This is a genomic window from Rhodococcus sp. UFZ-B548, from assembly GCF_903819475.1.
Classification (GTDB): Bacteria; Actinomycetota; Actinomycetes; order Mycobacteriales; family Mycobacteriaceae; genus Rhodococcus_F; species Rhodococcus_F erythropolis.
Genome location: NZ_CAIJDS010000007.1, coordinates 1 through 18,139, shown reverse-complemented (window position 1 = coordinate 18,139; position 18,139 = coordinate 1). Strand labels below are relative to the sequence as shown.

The following is an 18,139-nucleotide window of genomic DNA, read 5'->3' as shown; positions in this document are numbered from 1 at the left end:
GATGGTTGCGTGAGTACAGACCACCCAGACCGAGATGTCAACGCGGAGGATCAGCCGATTACCGAAATCTCGAAGGCCGACGAGCCCGAAACCGTGAAACCGGAAGCCGTGAAATCGGAAGACGGTGACCTGGCGGTTGCGCCGGTCGCAAAGCCCCGCCGGCTGACCATGCTCATTGCCATCGCCGCTGTCATCCTGCTCTCGGACATTCTCACGAAGGTGTGGGCAGTCGCCGCGGTCAAGCCGGGGCAGCCGATCGAAATCATCGGTGACGTGGTCACATTCACGATGGTGCGCAATCCCGGTGCAGCGTTCTCGATGGCGACGTCGATGACGTGGATCCTCACCCTCGTCGCCATCGGTGTCGTCATCGGTGTGATCAAGATCGGTCGCACGCTCCGATCACCGTGGTGGGCGCTCGGTCTCGGCCTCGTTCTCGGCGGCGCGCTGGGTAACCTCGTCGACCGATTCTTCCGCTCTCCCGGAATCATGCGCGGACATGTGGTGGACTTCGTCTCCGTCGGTTGGTGGCCCGTGTTCAACATCGCGGATTCCGCGATCGTCTGTGGCGCGATCCTGCTTGTCGTACTGACTCTTTTCGGCTTCGAACCCAACGGCGAACGCCTGCGTGATCACAAGGCGGACGACAAGAAGCTCACCGAATCGAAGGCCGCAGCCGAGGGAGAAACCAAGTGAGGGAATCCCGTTCGATGCCCGTGCCCGACGGCCTCGACGCCATGCGGGTCGATGCCGGCCTCGCGCGCCTGCTCGGACTCTCGCGCACCGTGGTCGCGACACTCGCGGAAGAAGGCTCGGTACTCGTCGACGGTGTGGCCGTCGGCAAGTCCGATCGTCTGACCGCAGGATCGTGGCTCGAGGTAGTCCTGCCCGAACCGCCGCGGCCTCTGACCATCGAGGCGACACCGGTCGAGGGAATGGAGATCCTCTACGCCGACGACGACGTCGTGGCAGTCGACAAGCCCGTCGGAGTTGCCGCGCACGCCAGCGTCGGGTGGACGGGACCGACGGTCATCGGCGGACTTGCCGCGGCCGGTTTCCGTATCTCGACGTCCGGTGCCCACGAGCGTCAGGGCATCGTTCACCGTCTGGACGTCGGAACGTCGGGTGTCATGGTGGTTGCCACCTCCGAGCGCGCATACACGTTGCTCAAGCGCGCTTTCAAGCAGCGGACCATCGACAAGCGCTACCACGCTCTCGTGCAGGGACACCCCGACCCGAGCAGCGGAACCATCGACGCCCCCATCGGACGCCACCACGGGAACGACTGGCGGTTCACGGTCACGGCCGATGGCAAGCCCAGCGTCACGCACTACGACACCATCGAGGCGTTCCAGGCAGCGAGTCTGCTGGACGTGCACCTCGAAACCGGTCGCACACACCAGATCCGTGTCCACTTCTCGGCGTTGCGCCATCCGTGCTGCGGCGACCTGACCTACGGCGCGGACCCCCGACTTGCCGAGAGGCTCGGTCTCGAACGCCAGTGGCTGCACGCAGTCTCGCTCGGCTTCGCCCACCCGGCGGACGGTCGCTGGGTCGAGATCAAGAGCAAGTACCCGAAGGATCTCGAACACGCACTCGAAGTTCTCCGGTCCTCATGACACCGCGCGGGCTTACCCCCGCGCTGGCCGTCGTCGCGGTGGTGGTCGGTGTGGCGGCGGTGGTGGGCGTGGGGTTCGCGAATCCCGTGCCGACCCCGCCGATCACGACGGACACTCTCGGTCCGGACAGTGGGGAAGCTGTGCCGGACTACCTCGACCGAGCGCGAGATTCTGTCGCGTCGGTCGACGGGCCGGTGTGGGCGTTGGTCTCGTTCACGAAGACACTCACCGTCGACGAGGTCATCACGTCGACCAGCAGTGTGCAGGTGCCGGGCGCTGAGGTCTCGGGCGTTCGCGTGTCCAGGGTCATGTTCCGAGTTCCGATCGAGCGCGTCCAGACGCCGCTCATGTCCGTGCCCGTTCCCGACAACGACGAAGCAGTGCGCAGATCGCCCGGTGTTGCAGCCACGCGACTGGTCGCGCTCGGCGGCGACACCGATCGTCAGCAACAGGTGGCGCTCGCGTCGGCGAAGCAATTGTCCGCCGGGTGCGCCTGCGCGGTGGGCGTGCTGGTGCGAGCTACTCCCGAAGGACTCGAAGCGATCGAACATGACTCGAACGTTCGTGCAGTGGAAGCGTTGCCGTCCGACGCCGCGCCATGGTTGGCGGCCGTTCGTCTCTTGCTTCCGGAGTACGCGGACGTCGTTGCTCCCGGCCCCGACGACGGCCCGGTCCCGTGAACTCCGGTTCCGTGAACTCCGGTTCTGTGAACAAGGACGGACGCGCTAGGTCCGGTTCGTCCTCGGGGATCTTCTACGGTGTGGCGGCGTTCCTGTTGTGGGGAACATTCCCGGCATTCTTCGGACTACTCGACTTCGCCGATCCGGTCGAGATCCTTGCGCACCGAGTGGTGTGGACCCTTCTGTTGATGCTGATCGTGTTGGCCTTTGCCGGTCGCCTCGGATCGCTTCGCGGCATCAGCGCACGCACCTGGCTGCTGGTGACCGCGGCATCAGCGGCGATCGCGGTGAACTGGGGGACGTACATCTATGCCGTGGTGTCAGGCCGCGTCGTGGAGGCGGCCCTCGGGTACTTCATCAACCCACTGGTCACCGTGCTGCTCGGCGTCGTGATCTTCCGCGAACGATTGCGCCGCGCTCAGATCGCCGCCCTCGTCCTCGCCGCAACGGCAGTTGTCGTGATCACGGTCGACTTCGGTAAACCGCCGATCGTCGCATTGGTGCTCGCCGGTTCGTTTGCCACCTACGGGCTGGTCAAGAAGGTGGTTCCGCTCGATCCCCGAACCAGTTTGACTGCCGAGGGAGTCGTCGCCGCACCCTTCGCGGTCGGCTACCTCGTGTTTCTCGGCCTGACCGGGGCCGGTGCATTCATCAGCAGCGGCGCCGGACACAGCTTGTTGCTGCTTGCCGCCGGCCCGGTCACCGCACTGCCACTGCTCCTGTTCGGCGTCGCCGCTCAGCGAGTTCCGTTGGCGACGATGGGCATGCTGCAGTACCTCACCCCGGCGCTGCAGATGGCGTGGGGTGTGGCCGTCATGCACGAGGACATGCCGGCCTCACGCTGGATCGGCTTCGTTCTGATCTGGGCTGCGCTGGTGATCTTCACGACAGATACCTTCGTCGCCAGTCGACGTTCGCGGCGTTCGATGAGGTCGAGCGCCGAACCTGAGGTTCCGGTCACGTGATCGGAGGCGGCACACTGCGACTCCACGATGGCGGTCGCCGAACGTGTCGGCAACGCGGCATACACTCGATCTCGCTCCCAGACCTTCAGAGAGGCGCACGTGGCTGACTCGTTCGTACATCTTCACAATCACACCGAGTACTCGATGCTCGACGGTGCGGCCAAGGTCGGCGCCATGTTCGAGGAGGCCGCTCGTCTCGAAATGACCGCTGTCGGCATGACCGACCACGGAAACATGTACGGCGCCAGCCAGTTCTACAACGAGGCCAAGAGTGCCGGCATCAAGCCGATCATCGGCATCGAGGCGTACATCGCACCCGAATCCCGCTTCAACACCAAACGAGTTCTCTGGGGTGATCGCAGCCAGAAGTCCGACGACGTCTCCGGTAGCGGTGCGTACACGCACATGACGATGGTGGCCGAGAACGCCACGGGGCTCCGAAACCTCTTCAAGCTGTCTTCTCTCGCGTCAATCGAGGGACAGCTCGGCAAGTGGCCTCGCATGGACGAGGAACTCATCGCGGCGCACGCCGAGGGCATTATCGCCACCACCGGTTGCCCTTCGGGTGAGATTCAGACGCGTCTTCGTCTCGGTCACGATCGCGAGGCTCTCGAAGCTGCCGCGAAGTGGCAGGAGATCTGGGGACCGGACAACTTCTTCCTCGAACTGATGGATCACGGTCTCTCGATCGAGCGCCGGGTGCGCGAGGGTCTGCTCGACATCGGCAAGCAACTCGGTATCCCGCCGCTTGCCACCAACGACTGCCACTACGTCACCAAGGACGCCGCCGAGAACCACGAGGCGCTGCTCTGCATCCAGACCGGCAAGACGCTGTCCGACCCCACGCGCTTCAAGTTCGACGGCGACGGCTACTACCTCAAGTCCGCTGCCGAGATGCGCGCCATCTGGGACAACGAAGTACCGGGGGCGTGCGACAACACCGTGGCCATCGGCGAGCGTGTGCAGTCGTACGAGGACGTGTGGGCGTTCCACGACCGCATGCCGATCTTCCCGGTCCCGGAGGGTCACACGCAGCAGACCTTCCTGCGCGCCGAGGTGATGCGCGGACTCGATCGCCGCTTCCCGAGCGGACCTCCGCAGGAGTACCTCGCCCGCGCCGACTACGAGATCGGCGTCATCAACGAAATGGGCTTCCCGGCCTACTTCCTGGTGGTCGGCGACCTGATCAACCACGCCAAGGACGTCGGAATTCGCGTCGGGCCCGGCCGTGGATCGGCTGCCGGTTCGTTGGTGGCCTACGCGATGGGTATCACCAACATCGACCCCATCCCGTACGGGTTGCTGTTCGAGCGATTCCTCAACCCCGAGCGTGTGTCCATGCCCGATATCGATATCGACTTCGATGATCGCCGTCGCGGCGAGATGGTTCGCTACGCGACGGACAAGTGGGGCAACGACAAGGTCGCGCAGGTCATCACCTTCGGCACCATCAAGACCAAGGCTGCCATCAAGGACTCGGCTCGCGTCCAGTTCGGCAAGCCGGGCTTTGCCATCGCCGATCAGATCACCAAGGCGCTCCCGCCGCCCATCATGGCCAAGGACATCTCGGTTTCCGGTATCACCGATCCGAAGCACGAGCGGTACAAGGAGGCAGTCGAGGTTCGAGCGCTCATCGACTCCAGCCCGGACGTCGCGAAGATCTACAAGACCGCGGTGGGTCTGGAAGGGCTGATCCGTAACGCCGGTGTGCACGCTTGCGCGGTCATCATGTCGTCCGAACCGCTCACCGACGCTATCCCGGTGTGGAAGCGCGCCCAGGACGGCGCCATCATCACCGGTTGGGACTACCCATCGTGTGAAGCTATCGGCCTGCTCAAGATGGACTTCCTCGGTCTGCGAAACCTCACGGTTATCGGCGACACGCTCGAGAACATCAAAGCCAACCGCGGCATCGACCTCGACCTCGACACTTTGCCGATGGACGATGCGGCAACATACGAACTGCTCGCCCGCGGCGACACTCTCGGTGTGTTCCAGCTCGACGGCGGCGGTATGCGCGAGTTGCTGAAACTGATGCAGCCCACCGGATTCGGCGACATCGTCGCCGCATTGGCGCTGTATCGACCGGGGCCGATGGGTGTGGACGCCCACATCTCGTACGCCAAGCGCAAGAACGCCTTGGAAGACGTCAAGCCGATTCACCCCGAGTTGGAGGAGCCGCTCGCGGAGATCCTCTCGGAGACGTACGGCCTGATCATCTACCAGGAGCAGATCATGCAACTGGCGCAGAAGGTGGCCGGTTACACCCTGGGTCAGGCCGACTTGCTACGTCGCGCCATGGGTAAGAAGAAGCTGTCCGAGCTGGAAAAGGCCTACGCCGGCTTCCGGCAGGGCATGTTGGACAACAACTTCAGCGAAGCCGCCATCAAGGCGCTGTGGGACACGGTCCTTCCCTTCGCCGGGTACGCGTTCAACAAGTCGCACTCCGCCGGCTACGGACTCGTGTCGTACTGGACTGCGTACCTCAAGGCGAACTACCCGGCCGAGTACATGGCAGGTCTGCTGACCTCCGTCGGTGACGACAAGGACAAGTCCGCGATCTACCTCGCAGACTGCCGCAAGTTGGGCATCACAGTTCTCCCACCGGACGTCAACGAGTCACGCGTCGACTTCGCGACGGTCGGCGACGACATCCGTTTCGGTATGGGGTCGGTGCGCAACGTCGGCGCCAACGTCGTTGCCTCGATCATCAAGGCGCGCACGGAGAAATCGAAGTTCACCGATTTCTCCGACTATCTCGGCAAGATCGACGCGATGGCTTGCAACAAGAAGGTCACCGAATCTCTCATCAAGGCCGGTGCTTTCGACTCGTTGGGTCACCCGCGCAAGGGCCTGATGTTGGTTCATGCCGACGCCATCGATTCCGTGATGAGCACCAAGAAGGCAGAGGCGATCGGACAGTTCGACCTCTTCGGCGGTGCCGAGGCGGACGAGTCGATCACCTCGGTGTTCGACGTCAAGATTCCTGACGAAGAGTGGGACTCCAAGCATCGCCTGGCGCTCGAACGAGAGATGCTGGGGCTGTACGTTTCCGGTCACCCGCTCAACGGCGTCGAGCACATTCTTCGCCAGCAGTCCGACACGTCCATCGCTGCGATACTCGAAGGCGGCGTTCAGGACGGTGCCCAGGTAACTCTCGGCGGAATCATTGCCTCGGTGGACCGCCGGGTCAACAAGAACGGTCTGACCTGGTGCATCGTGCAGCTCGAAGATCTCGTGGGTGGAATCGAGGTGCTGTTCTTCCCGCAGGCGTACGCCGTTTACGGGATGGACATCGCCGAGGATGCCATCGTGTTGGTCAAGGCTCGCGTTTCGATCCGAGACGATCGGATGTCGCTGATCGGCAACGACCTTGCGGTGCCTGATATTTCGGCGATCGGGGTCGCGCGCCCCCTGTCGGTCTCGCTGCCGCTTCGGCAATGCACCAAGGACAAGCTCAGTGCTCTCAAGCAGGTGCTGACGAGGCACCCCGGAACATCCGACGTTCACGTTCGGCTGATCGGTGGAACCGAGATCAGCTTGTGGAAGGTCGACGACGTCCTTCGGGTCGAACCATCCTCGGCTTTGATGGGCGACCTGAAGGCATTACTCGGGCCGAGCTGTCTGACGGTCTGACCGCCGATCGAGCGGATCTGAACCGAACGAAGGGACCTTGCTGCATCAGCAGCAAGGTCCCTTCGTGGTTCGCGGGAGATCGGGGAGTGGGGTGATCAGGTGGTGCGTGAGTAGTACACGCGACGCGCCCACCAGGTGACCACGGCTGCTGTTGCGGCAGTCAGTACGGCTACCTGCATCGACTGGGTGACAGCTCCGGCGACCACGAACAGCACAAAACCGACCGCGAGAGCTTCGATCTTGTACAGCGGCCACCGAGTCCCGGCCAGATCGACGAAATGGTCGGACGAGGGGCGTGATTCGCGAGTGGAGATATCTGCGGTAGTCATCTCGTCCCTTTCTCGGTGCTGTCTGTTCTCGCTGCGACCTGGTTAGCGATACGGCTGTTCGAAGCTGTGGTTTCAGAGTAACCAGAGATGAGAGTTCGGGCAAGCGAACTTTATTGATCGGCAGCTCACTTAATCGATCAACCAGGGGAGTGTGCCGACGACGGACCTGGTCGGTGTGGTTCGGTGGCCAAGGTGCTCGAGTGGGTGTTCACTGGTACACATGCCAATCACAGGTGAGTACGAACCCAGTCCAGCGTCGTGGGCCGCCGATCAGGTCGCACGCATCGAGAACTCCGGTGGCACCGAGGGAAACGACATGAACGGCATGCCCGTCGTCGTTCTCACGACCGTCGGGGCAAAGTCCGGCAAGGTCAGGAAGACGCCGCTGATGCGCGTCGAGCACGACGGCTCGTATGCCGTTGTGGCTTCGCTTGGTGGCGCTCCGAAGAATCCGGTTTGGTACTACAACGTCAAAGCCGATCCGCACGTCACGCTGCGTGACGCGACACAGGTCTTCGACCTGGTTGCTCGTGAAGTCACCGGAGACGAGAAGGCGATCTGGTGGGAGCGCGCTGTCGCTGCGTACCCCGACTACGCCGATTATCAGACGAAGACCGATCGTGAGATCCCGGTGTTCGTGCTCGAACCCAAGTAACGCACTGCAGTCCTCACGAAACGGCAGTCCACAAGAAGCACTGCATAAACCACAAGCAAATCGTCACTCGCGGGGGTCGGCGATCCCGACTCCCGTGAGTGTGTCATGGAGGTCTGATGAGTCCGAAAACCGTTGCAGATCAATTGGTTCAGCAGCTCGTTGACGCGGGTGTCAGTCGGATCTACGGAATTGTCGGTGACAGTCTCAATCCCATCGTCGATGCGGTACGTCGCACCGGTGGTTCCGAAAAGGGCGGAATCGACTGGATACACGTCCGTCATGAGGAAGCAGCTGCGTTTGCGGCCGCAGCGGATGCCCAGATCACCGGAAAACTCGCGGTGTGTGCCGGATCCTGCGGTCCCGGAAACCTTCACCTGATCAACGGCCTGTACGACGCTCATCGTTCGGGCGCCCCGGTCCTCGCGATCGCCTCACACATCCCCAGTGCCCAGATCGGAATGGGCTACTTTCAGGAAACGCATCCCGAGCGGATCTTCATCGGATGTTCGAGTTACACCGAACTCGTCAGCACGGCAGTCCAATCACCTCGCGTGGTGCAGTCGGCGATTCAGCATTCGGTGGCTCGAAACGGCGTCTCGGTGATCGTGCTTCCCGGGGACATCGCCGATTGTCCGGCAGAAGGCACCCCGCCGACGCTCGTCGAAACCCGAAGGCCGACAGTCGTTCCGGATGCCGGTGACGTCAAGGCGTTGGCAGATGTGATCAACGGCTCGCGTAAGGTTGCGATCTTCGCCGGCGCAGGCGTGCGAGACGCACGCGCCGAGGTGTTGGCGCTGGCCGAAACCGTTGGGGCTCCCATCGGGCATTCGCTGCGCGGCAAGGAATGGATCCAGTACGACAACCCGTACGACGTCGGGATGACGGGATTGCTCGGTTACGGTGCGGCGCACGACGGTATCCACGGCGCCGATCTTCTGCTCCTGATCGGAACGGACTTTCCTTACGACCAGTTCTTGCCCGATGACGTTCGTACCGCTCAGATCGACATCGCGGCCGAGCGGTTGGGGCGTCGAACCAGCCTGGACCTGGCGGTGCACGGTGACGTCGCGAGCACCTTGAGCGCACTGATTCCGCAACTCGATCGAAAGACCGACCGCGGGTTCCTGGAGGATACGCTCGCAAAGCACAACACTCTGATGACCAAAGTGGTTGGTGCGTACACGGATCCAGTCAAGCAGCGCACACCCATTCATCCCGAGTATGCGGCCTCGATCCTCGACGATCTGGCGGCCGACGACGCAATCTTCACCGCCGACACCGGGATGTGCAACGTGTGGACGGCGCGCTATCTCAATCCGAACGGATCGAGACGCTTCATCTCCTCGGCGCTGCACGGATCCATGTCCAATGCGCTCCCACATGCGATGGGTGCAGCATGGTCGAGTCCGGGGCGTCAGGTCATCTCGGTGTCGGGCGACGGTGGATTGTCGATGCTGCTCGGTGAGTTGGTCACCGTCGCGATGTACAAGTTGCCGGTCAAGATCGTGGTGTTCAACAACTCGACGCTCGGAATGGTCAAGCTCGAGATGCTGGTCGACGGCCTTCCGGATTTCGGGGTCGACGTGCCCGCGGTCGACTACGCGGCGATTGCTGCTGCGCTCGGTATCTTCTCTCGCCGAATCGAGAATCCCGCGGACATCGAAGCGGGCCTACGCGCCGCGCTCGATCACGCCGGTCCGGCCTTGGTGGATCTGGTGACCGATCCGCTGGCATTGTCGTTGCCGCCCACCATCACCGGTGGCCAGATGAAGGGCTTCGCTTTGGCGATGTCGAAGATGGTGATGAACGGCGGCGTCGGCGAGGCGGTGCAGATGGCCAAGTCGAATCTGCGGAACGTGCCACGTCCCTCACAGTTGGATCCGCGCGGCTGACCTACCCGCCACCCTGCCTCGCAGGCCATGCGGGGCGGGGTGGTGGGAAGGTTGATCTCCGACGTGCGAAAATGGCGTGGTGTCTAACTCGCCCGATGTCGTAGTAACGAAGTCCACCGTCCCCGCGCTCGACGCGCAGGAGATCGACGCGGCCATCGAGCGAATTCAGCACGTCATTGCGGCGACACCCCTGCAGTACAGCGATCGTCTTTCGGCGTTGACCGGGGCACACGTGTACCTCAAGCGCGAGGACCTCCAGGGCGTCCGTTCGTACAAGATTCGTGGCGCGTACAACCTGATCGCTCAGCTCAACGAGGCCGAGCGCGCGGCCGGCGTGGTGACCGCCAGTGCCGGTAACCATGCGCAGGGTGTTGCCTTCGCGTGCCGAACGATGCAGATCAAGGGTCGGATCTACGTTCCGGCAAATACCCCCAAGCAGAAGCGTGATCGCATCCGCGCCCACGGTGGAGCGTTTGTCGAACTGTTCATGATCGGTGAGACCTATGACGCCGCCGCTGCTGCGGCCGCCGAGGACGTAGCCGAAACCGGCGCAACCATGGTTCCCCCGTTCGACGACGTGCGCACCGCTGCGGGGCAAGGAACCATCGCAGCGGAGATTCTCACGCAACTGGACGCACCTCTCGACACGATCGTCGTGCCGGTCGGCGGCGGCGGTTGCATCGCGGGCATAGCCACCTACCTGCACGAGCGATCGCCCAAGACGTCGATCGTCGGGATCGAGCCGTCCGGCGCGGCGTCCATGACGGCCGCTCTCGTTGCCGGGGGCCCGGTGACTCTTCCCGACGTCGATCCATTTGTCGACGGGGCAGCGGTCAAGAGGATCGGCGACGTTCCCTACGAGGTCGTCTCACGTCTGGGTGCCGCAGTCGTGTCGCACGCGTCGTTGCCGCTCGTGGCTCGTCAACTTCAGACACGGTCCGGTTCGGGATCGTTTGTCGTCAATCAGATCGACGAGGGCGCTATCTGCACGGCGATGCTCGAGCTGTATCAGAGCGAGGGCATCATCGCCGAACCTGCGGGAGCGCTTTCCGTTGCGGCACTTCAGAATTTGACGTTCGAGCCGGGTTCGACCGTCGTGTGCCTGATTTCCGGTGGCAACAACGACGTCTCCCGTTACGGCGAAATCCTCGAGCGTTCGCTCGTTCACCTCGGGCTCAAGCACTACTTCCTGGTGGACTTTCCGCAGGAACCGGGAGCGCTCCGTCGCTTCCTCTCGGACGTGCTCGGGCCGGACGACGACATCGCGCTGTTCGAGTACGTCAAGCGAAACAATCGCGAGACGGGTGCCGCGTTGGTGGGTATCGAACTCGGTTCCGCCGACGGGTTGGCGGCGTTGCTCGAGCGGATGGAGCGCGCGCCGATGCAGTCCGAGAGGCTCGAGCCGGGAAGCCCGGCGTACCGCTATCTGACGTAAGGGACGCCCCCGGTCAGGGCCGCAGTCGCTCGACCACCTGTCGATGCAATTCGGGATCTGGCTGGGGGAGCCCGAGCATGGCCGCCAAGTACAGACCGTCGCCGACGAGTCGGATGATCTCGGCTTGTATGGGATCGGCGATCTCGGTCTGAAGGCCCTTGTCCCAGCTGCGCATCACGTGGGTGACGGCTTTCTGGATCTCGTCGTGTTGTCCGTCGACTGTTCTCAGTGCCGCGATGATCGACCGGAAGAGTGAGAGTTCTTCGCTTTCGTTCGCATCGGGGATCTGCAGATAGAACTCGGTGACCGTCGTACCGCCTGCTACGGCGTCTTCGAGTTGTTGATCCGAGCGTTCTCCGAGTCTGCGGACCATCGCCGCGAGGAGTGCTTCCTTGCTGGGGAAGTGATAGAGAAGTCCGCCCTTGGAAACCCCGGCTTCGGCAGCAACGCCTTCGAGCGTGACTTGGGCAACGCCGCTGACCAGCAGCAGCTTCTCCAGTGCGTCGAGAATTCGATCGCGAGTGTCGGCAGCCATGTGATGTGACCCTACCCGGAAATAACTTTACCGCTTGGACGGTTCACTGTTACCGTAGACCTACTGTACCGGCTGGACGGTTCAGTGAAATCTTTTCGAAAGAACTCAGAGAAAGTCGCAGGGGAGCAATGTCAGTGTCGGCAGATCAGACGTCTGCAATCAATCCCGACGAGGTTCGGGCGACAAAGCGTGACTGGGCGGGCTTGATAGTCCTTGCCTTTGCTGTGTTGCTCATCGCAGTCGACGGCACGGTGCTCGATCTTGCGCTTCCGTTCATCAGCGCCGATCTCGAGCCGAGCAGCACGCAGTTGCTGTGGATCATCGACGTCTATTCGTTCGTGCTCGCCGGTCTGCTCATTACCATGGGTACGCTCGGTGACCGGATAGGTAGGCGAAAACTGCTCCTGATCGGCGCAGTCGGCTTCGGTCTCGCCTCGATCATCGCCGCTCTCGCTGTCAGTCCCGAGATGCTCATTGCCGCCCGCGTGCTGCAGGGTATTTCCGGTGCAACGCTGATGCCGGCCACCCTCGGTCTGATCCGCACGATCTTCGTCAACCCGCGTCAGCGCACCGAGGCAATCGGTGTCTGGGGCGCGATGGCCGGTGGCGGTACAGCGGCAGGCCCTTTGGTCGGTGGTTGGTTGCTCGAGCACTTCTGGTGGGGTTCGGTCTTCTTGATCAACATTCCGGTCATGATCGCGCTGGTTGTACTCGGCCCGATCCTGATCCCGGAGTCGAAAGACCCCAACCCGGGTCGATTCGACCTCATCAGCGCTGGTCTGTCGATGGCGACCATGTTGCCGTTGGTGTATGCGGTCAAGGAATCTGTGGTGCACGGCGTCAGCATCACGTTGCTGGTGATCGGCCTTGTGGGTCTCGCCGCCGGCTACGTGTTCGTGCGTCGTCAGCGGATGCTGAAGGATCCGATGTTGGATCTGAAACTGTTTGCCAACGCGTCGTTTTCCACCGCCGTCATCACCAACCTGCTCTCGATCTTCGCACTCGCCGGTGTCCTGTTCTTCGGGTCGCAGTACCTGCAGTTGGTGCTGGGTAACTCGGCGCTCGACGCCGGCCTGCTGATGCTCCCGGGTATGTTGCTCAGCGCATTCACCGCGGTTGCGGCGGCCTGGTTGATTCGCCGGTGGTCGGTGTCTCACGTGCTCAGCGCAGGCCTCGCGGTTGCCGGTATCGGTGCTGCGATGCTGCTCGCCCTCGGGGTGGACAGCGGCCCGTTGATGTTCGTGATCGGCTTCGGTCTGGCCGGTGCAGGTGTCGGTGTCGCACTGACCCTGACGTCGGATCTTGTGGTCAGTTCGGTGGAACCCGAGCGTGCCGGCGCTGCGTCCGCGGTGTCGGAGACTGCGTACGAACTCGGTATCGCGCTCGGTGTGGCGATCCTGGGCAGTGTGGTGATGGCGATCTTCCGCAAGGGAATCGACACGTCCATGCTCGAAGCAGATCAGGCGCACGCTGCGCAGGGCACCCTCGGCGGTGCGCTGCAGGAGGCGACGTACCTACCTGGTGAACTCGGTTCGGTGCTTGCCGATTCCGCGAAGGCGGCGTTTGTCGACGGTATGCACGTTGCCGCCGGCGCAACCGCTTTGGTTCTGTTCGTCAGTGCCGCATTGGTATTGCGGATGCTGCGGAGTACACCAGAGAACGCGAAGCGTTGATGCGTGGAACGGTAGAACGCGAAGCGTTGACCCCTGCAGAATCCGGGTAGTCAGCTTTCGAGTACGACGAACGAGTGCCCAGGCACGACTGTTGCGGACGCGGTTTCGTCCTGTGTCGGCGGATCCCACCAGAGGATGGGGGTTCCGCCGGCTGGGACCGAGGCCGCGTCCGTTCCCAGATTGCACACGATCTGTAATGCGCCGCGGCGCAGGGTGATCCACTGGTCGTCCTCGTCGTAGTCGACGTGCAGGTGCCCCAGCCAGGGGTCGGTGATCTCGATTCGCTTCTTGCGCAGGGCAAGGAGATCGCGATAGCACGCCAGGACGCGAGCATGTGTCTGATCGGTTCGCTCGTCCCAGTCCAGTTTCGATCGCAGAAATGTCTGTGGATCTTGCGGATCCGGAATGTCGTCGCTGTTCCAGCCGTGTGCCGCGAACTCCGCCTTACGGCCCTTGGCGGTGGCCTCGCCGAGTTCCCGTTCCGGATGCGAGGTGAAGAACTGGAACGGAGTGGTGGCTCCCCATTCTTCGCCCATGAACAGCATCGGCGTGTACGGCGAGAGCAGGACCAGTGCTGCCTTGATTGCCAATTGTCCTGGCGTCAGATAGGCGCTCGGGCGGTCGCCGATCGCTCGGTTGCCGATCTGATCGTGGGTGCACGTGTATGCGAGCAGAGCACTGGCGGGCTGATGCGTGATGTCGATCGGCCGGCCGTGAACCCGCCCACGGAATGAGGAATACGTTCCGGCGTGGAAGAACCCGCGCCGCAATGTACTTGCAAGGGATTCCAAGGATCCGAAGTCGGCGTAATAACCCTGACGTTCGCCGGAGACGGCTGTGTGAATGGTGTGGTGGATGTCGTCGTCCCACTGCGCGTCCAAGCCGAACCCGCCGGCCGCTCGTGGCGTGATCAGAGTGGCGTCGTTGAGATCACTTTCGGCAATCAACGTGAGCGGTCGGCCCAGATGGGCCGACAGTGTTTCCGTTCGGACGGCGAGTTCCTCGAGGATGTGCGTTCCGGTGTGATCGACCAACGCGTGGACGGCGTCGAGGCGTAGGCCGTCGATGTGGAAATCACGCATCCATCGCAGGGCATTCCCGATGATGTATTCGCGAACCTCGCCCGACTGCGGGCCTCCGATGTTGATCGTTCGGCCCCAGGTGTTCGCGCCATCGGCAATGTAGGGGCCGAACTTTTCGAGGTAGTTGCCCGACGGGCCCAGGTGGTTGTAGACCACGTCCAGGATCACGCCGAGTCCACGTTCGTGGGCTGCATTCACCAAGCGCTGTAACCCGTCCGGGCCACCGTAGATCTCGTGGACCGTGTACCAGAGCACACCGTCGTAGCCCCAGTTGTGAGTTCCGTTGAAACCGTTGACCGGCATGATCTCGACGAACCCGACACCGAGGTCGACGAGCTGATCGAGACGCTCGATCGCGGCGTCGAAAGTTCCTTCGGGGGTGAACGTTCCGATGTGCAGTTCGTAGACCGACGATCCCGGGAGTTGCCGTCCGGTCCACTGAGAGTCGGTCCAGGACGCCTCGTCGAGCTGGTGCAGTTGGGAGAGAAGGTGCACGCCTTCGGGCTGGCGTGGTGACCGCGGATCCGGGAGTATTTGACCGTCGACGACAAAGCCGTAGCGAGCTTCGTTGTCGCAGTCGACCTCGCCTCGCCACCACCCGTCGTCGGTCCGCTCCATGTCGTGCGTGATGCCATCGACTTCGACCCGGACCGATTCCGGCGTTGGCGCCCAGACCTCGAAAGTATGCACACGATCAGCATGCCTTGTTCGGTCGGATGTGGCAGCCCGGCGGGGTGGATCCGTCGTCATGGACTGTTTCTATCCGCAGGTGTTGCCAGACGGCGCCGATAGCGTGATCAGTTCCGGAGTGGGTGCGCCGCAGCATCCGGCTTCGGTTTCCCCGGTGTCAGCTGCGTCTGCGTCAGCTTCGTCGAAAACACCTGCACCGCCGCAGACTCCGGTCTCCGGAAGGATCAGCTCGACGCGGGCTGCGGCGTCGTGATCGCCGGCGAGTTCGGCGGCGATGCTGCGAACCTGCTCGTAGCCGGTCATCGCCAGGAAGGTGGGTGCCCGGCCGTAGCTTTTCATTCCTGCCAAGTACACGCCTGGCTCCGGATGGCGAAGCTCCTTCGCGCCATGCGGGTACACCGTGCCGCACGAGTGGACGTTCGGGTCGATCAGTGGAGCCAACTCGACCGGTGCTTGTAAGACCGGGTCGAGGCCGAGTCGAATTTCCGAAAGCCAGGAAAGATCGGGGCGGAATCCGGTCAGCGTTATGACGTTGTCCACGTTCTCGATGCGATCACCGGCATCGGAGGCAAGTACGAGTTGTCCCGAAGGGGTTGTTGTCACCTCTGCGGTGCGGAAGCCGGTGACCACTCTCAGTAGTCCGTCCTCGACGGCCTTCTTTGCGCGCAATCCCAGGGCGCCGCGAGCGGGCAGTTCGTCAGCTTCGCCGCCACCGAACGCTGAGCCGACGTTTCCTCGGCGGACCGCCCAGATGATGCGGGTGCTCGGAGCCTGCTCCGCCAACCCCGACAGCGCAACGATCGCCGTCAGCGCAGAGTGGCCGCTCCCCGCGATGACCGTGTGTTTTCCGGCAAACTGTGCACGCACCGCCGGATCGTCGAGATCAGGAACCCGGTACCTGATCGCAGTGCCCACAGCGCCCTCGCCGAGGGCGGGAAGACCTTCACCGCCGAGCGGGTTGGGAGTACCCCAGGTGCCGGATGCGTCGACAACCGCCTGGGCGAACACGCGGTCCTCGGTTCCGTCACGGCGGCGCAGATGAATCGAGAGGGGTTCGGTATCGCGGCCGGCGTCGACGACCAGGTCACGTCCGCGTCGGGCTACGCCGATCACTTCGGTGTCGAACTGGATGGCGTCGCCGAGTGTTGAGGCGAGTGGCCCGAGGTAGAGGTCGCGCCATTGCCGGCCGGTCGGGTACGTCTCAGCGTCGGGAGAGCGCCATCCATTCTGCTCGAGGAGTCGCTGCGCGGCGGGGGAGACGAGTTCGGACCACCGGGAGAACAGTCGAACGTGATTCCACTCGGAGATCGCAGCACCGGCTGTGCTTCCGCGCTCGAAGACAAGGGGTGTGAGTCCGCGTTCGCGCAGTTCTGCTGCGGCTGCCAGGCCGATCGGGCCGGCCCCGATCACGACAACGGGTAGGGGGTTCATCTCGTACCTTTCATCGACGATTATCGATCTTAGTGGAACTGTATCGACAATCATCAATGTAGGCAACCATCGACAGCTGTCGATATAGTGGAGAGATGACATCGCTGCAGACTCCGACGGTGCGCGTCGGTGATTCGGACCCGGATCAGATTGGTTCTTCCGTCCTCGCGCAGGGCGATGCCGATACCTACGCGCAGTGGTTCGCCTGCCTTGCCGAGCCGATGCGCGTCCGATTGCTTCACCGGGTGGCGAGCGCGGTCGGTGGTATTACCGTCGGAGCGCTCGCCGAAGCGTTGGGGATCGGACAACCGACGGTGTCGCACCACCTGCGCAAGCTCGCCGATGTGGGTTTTGTGACCATGCGTAAGGAGGGGACGAGCACGGTCGTCGCGGTGAATCCGACGTGTTGCGTTGCCTTGCCGCAGGCGGCGGACGTGGTGATGGGAGTCCTTGCTCCGCGTCCTTGCTGCCCGAGTGATCTGCCCGACGATGTCTCTGTCCGGGCCATGATCGACGACGACTGGGATGCGGTTCGCCGTATTTACGGCGAGGGTATCGACACCCGAAATGCCACCTTTGCTACTGAGGTCCCCTCGCGTGAGCATCTCCACGAACGGTGGCTGTCGAACCATCGGTGGGTCGCGACTATCGAGGGTGTTGTTGTCGGTTGGGCTGCGTTGAGTCCAGTTTCCGAGCGTGACTGCTACCGCGGGGTGGCGGAAAACTCCGTGTACGTCGCGGGCGGAATGCGTGGTCGGGGTGTCGGAAAGGCGTTGTTGCGCAAGCAAGTCATGGCCGCTGATGTCGACGACCTCTGGACACTGCAGACGTCGATATTTCCCGAGAATCGCGCCTCCATCTCGCTGCATCATTCGGCCGGGTTCAGAACTATCGGTCTCCGCGAGAAGATTGCCCAGCTCGACGGTGTGTGGCGTGACACCGTTCTGCTCGAACGACGTGCGGTGACCGCCGAGGGGTGAGTCCGGGATCGGGCCGACCGGGCACTCGATTGCGCGTTGATTCGATATCTGTCAATATCGAAGAATGTCGAATCAAGAGTCACCGGAGTCCGAGGCTTGCTGCACCCCGCTCGTCCGTGAACCTCTGACCGAGGATTGGGCCGGCGACCTGTCGCGGATGTTCAAAGCCCTCGGCGATCCGGTTCGCCTCCGCTTGCTCAGCTTGGTGGCAAGTCACGAGGGTGGTGAAGCCTGCGTCTGCGACATCTCCGACTCGTTCGATCTGTCTCAGCCGACTATCTCGCATCACCTAAAGGTGTTGCGTCAGGCCGGGTTGCTCGACTGTGAACGTCGCGGGACGTGGGTGTACTACTGGGTTATTCCGGCTGCGCTGCAACAGCTTTCCGCCGTTCTACTGGTTGAAGGTACGAGCGTGAGTGTCGCGGACGCGTGCGCAGAGGTCACCGCATGAGCAACACCGCTGCCACCACCGGACACCCCGCAGTCGTCGGAAAACTCTCCACCCTCGACCGCTATCTGGCGGTCTGGATCGGCGTG

At 62.9% G+C, this 18,139-nt stretch carries 15 protein-coding genes; 11 read left to right on the top strand and 4 right to left on the bottom strand.

Annotated features, from left to right (window positions below):
• The first annotated feature begins 9 nt into the window (after positions 1-9).
• The 5 genes from lspA to dnaE all read left to right on the top strand — a co-directional run bounded on the left by lspA (position 10) and on the right by dnaE (position 6,900).
• Entirely contained in the window at positions 10-696 is a 687-nt protein-coding gene (lspA, locus tag H7C86_RS09020; protein WP_021344550.1) for a signal peptidase II, read from the top strand.
• Positions 693-1,619 carry an RluA family pseudouridine synthase gene (locus H7C86_RS09015; RefSeq protein ID WP_007733161.1) on the top strand — a complete coding sequence of 309 codons (927 nt, stop codon included), beginning with the start codon at positions 693-695 and terminating at the stop codon, positions 1,617-1,619. Before lspA ends, H7C86_RS09015 begins: the two co-directional genes overlap by 4 nt.
• Positions 1,616-2,299 (top strand): hypothetical protein, encoded by a 684-nt coding sequence (locus H7C86_RS09010; protein ID WP_182261433.1) that lies wholly within the window; start codon positions 1,616-1,618, stop codon positions 2,297-2,299. The genes H7C86_RS09015 and H7C86_RS09010 overlap by 4 nt, the downstream gene beginning before the upstream one ends.
• Before the next feature lie 11 nt (positions 2,300-2,310).
• Complete coding sequence (gene rarD / locus H7C86_RS09005; protein WP_372461231.1) at positions 2,311-3,264, top strand: EamA family transporter RarD; 954 nt, start codon at positions 2,311-2,313, stop codon at positions 3,262-3,264.
• 99 nt (positions 3,265-3,363) lie between these two features.
• Positions 3,364-6,900 carry a DNA polymerase III subunit alpha gene (dnaE, locus tag H7C86_RS09000; RefSeq protein ID WP_003941755.1) on the top strand — a complete coding sequence of 1,179 codons (3,537 nt, stop codon included), beginning with the start codon at positions 3,364-3,366 and terminating at the stop codon, positions 6,898-6,900.
• Between the two features lie 95 nt (positions 6,901-6,995).
• Here the strand turns inward: dnaE and H7C86_RS08995 are convergent, their stop codons facing one another.
• Positions 6,996-7,229, bottom strand: a complete 234-nt coding sequence (locus H7C86_RS08995; protein WP_019748854.1) for a hypothetical protein — start codon at positions 7,227-7,229, stop codon at positions 6,996-6,998.
• Between the two features lie 220 nt (positions 7,230-7,449).
• On the opposite strand from H7C86_RS08995, the gene H7C86_RS08990 reads away from it, so the two are divergent.
• From H7C86_RS08990 to ilvA, 3 genes are all read left to right on the top strand, one after another.
• A complete protein-coding gene (locus tag H7C86_RS08990; protein WP_019748853.1) occupies positions 7,450-7,884 on the top strand; it encodes a nitroreductase family deazaflavin-dependent oxidoreductase in 435 nt (144 codons plus the stop codon).
• A 116-nt stretch (positions 7,885-8,000) separates the two neighbouring features.
• Entirely contained in the window at positions 8,001-9,776 is a 1,776-nt protein-coding gene (locus tag H7C86_RS08985) for a pyruvate dehydrogenase (RefSeq protein WP_182261432.1), read from the top strand.
• Positions 9,777-9,855: 79 nt separating this feature from the next.
• Entirely contained in the window at positions 9,856-11,211 is a 1,356-nt protein-coding gene (ilvA, locus tag H7C86_RS08980) for a threonine ammonia-lyase IlvA (protein ID WP_019748851.1), read from the top strand.
• 13 nt (positions 11,212-11,224) lie between these two features.
• On the opposite strand, the gene H7C86_RS08975 is transcribed toward ilvA, so the two are convergent.
• A complete protein-coding gene (locus H7C86_RS08975) occupies positions 11,225-11,746 on the bottom strand; it encodes a TetR/AcrR family transcriptional regulator (protein WP_019748850.1) in 522 nt (173 codons plus the stop codon).
• 128 nt (positions 11,747-11,874) lie between these two features.
• Here H7C86_RS08975 and H7C86_RS08970 point away from each other — a divergent pair, with 128 nt between their 5' ends.
• The gene (locus tag H7C86_RS08970; RefSeq protein ID WP_019748849.1) at positions 11,875-13,419 is read left to right on the top strand and encodes an MFS transporter; all 1,545 of its coding nucleotides are present in this window, start codon (positions 11,875-11,877) and stop codon (positions 13,417-13,419) included.
• Between the two features lie 50 nt (positions 13,420-13,469).
• Here H7C86_RS08970 and treZ read toward each other — a convergent pair whose 3' ends face one another.
• Together treZ and H7C86_RS08960 are read right to left on the bottom strand one after the other, a co-directional pair.
• On the bottom strand, positions 13,470-15,191 hold the full coding sequence (gene treZ, locus H7C86_RS08965) for a malto-oligosyltrehalose trehalohydrolase (protein ID WP_182261431.1): 1,722 nt from the start codon (positions 15,189-15,191) through the stop codon (positions 13,470-13,472).
• Between the two features lie 69 nt (positions 15,192-15,260).
• Positions 15,261-16,622 carry an NAD(P)-binding domain-containing protein gene (locus H7C86_RS08960; protein WP_182261430.1) on the bottom strand — a complete coding sequence of 454 codons (1,362 nt, stop codon included), beginning with the start codon at positions 16,620-16,622 and terminating at the stop codon, positions 15,261-15,263.
• Between the two features lie 95 nt (positions 16,623-16,717).
• Here H7C86_RS08960 and H7C86_RS08955 point away from each other — a divergent pair, with 95 nt between their 5' ends.
• Both H7C86_RS08955 and H7C86_RS08950 read left to right on the top strand, forming a co-directional pair.
• Positions 16,718-17,602: a metalloregulator ArsR/SmtB family transcription factor gene (locus H7C86_RS08955; protein WP_182261429.1), complete on the top strand. Its 885-nt coding sequence runs from the start codon at positions 16,718-16,720 to the stop codon at positions 17,600-17,602.
• 64 nt (positions 17,603-17,666) lie between these two features.
• Entirely contained in the window at positions 17,667-18,053 is a 387-nt protein-coding gene (locus tag H7C86_RS08950; protein ID WP_020908055.1) for a helix-turn-helix transcriptional regulator, read from the top strand.
• Positions 18,054-18,139 lie beyond the last annotated feature (86 nt).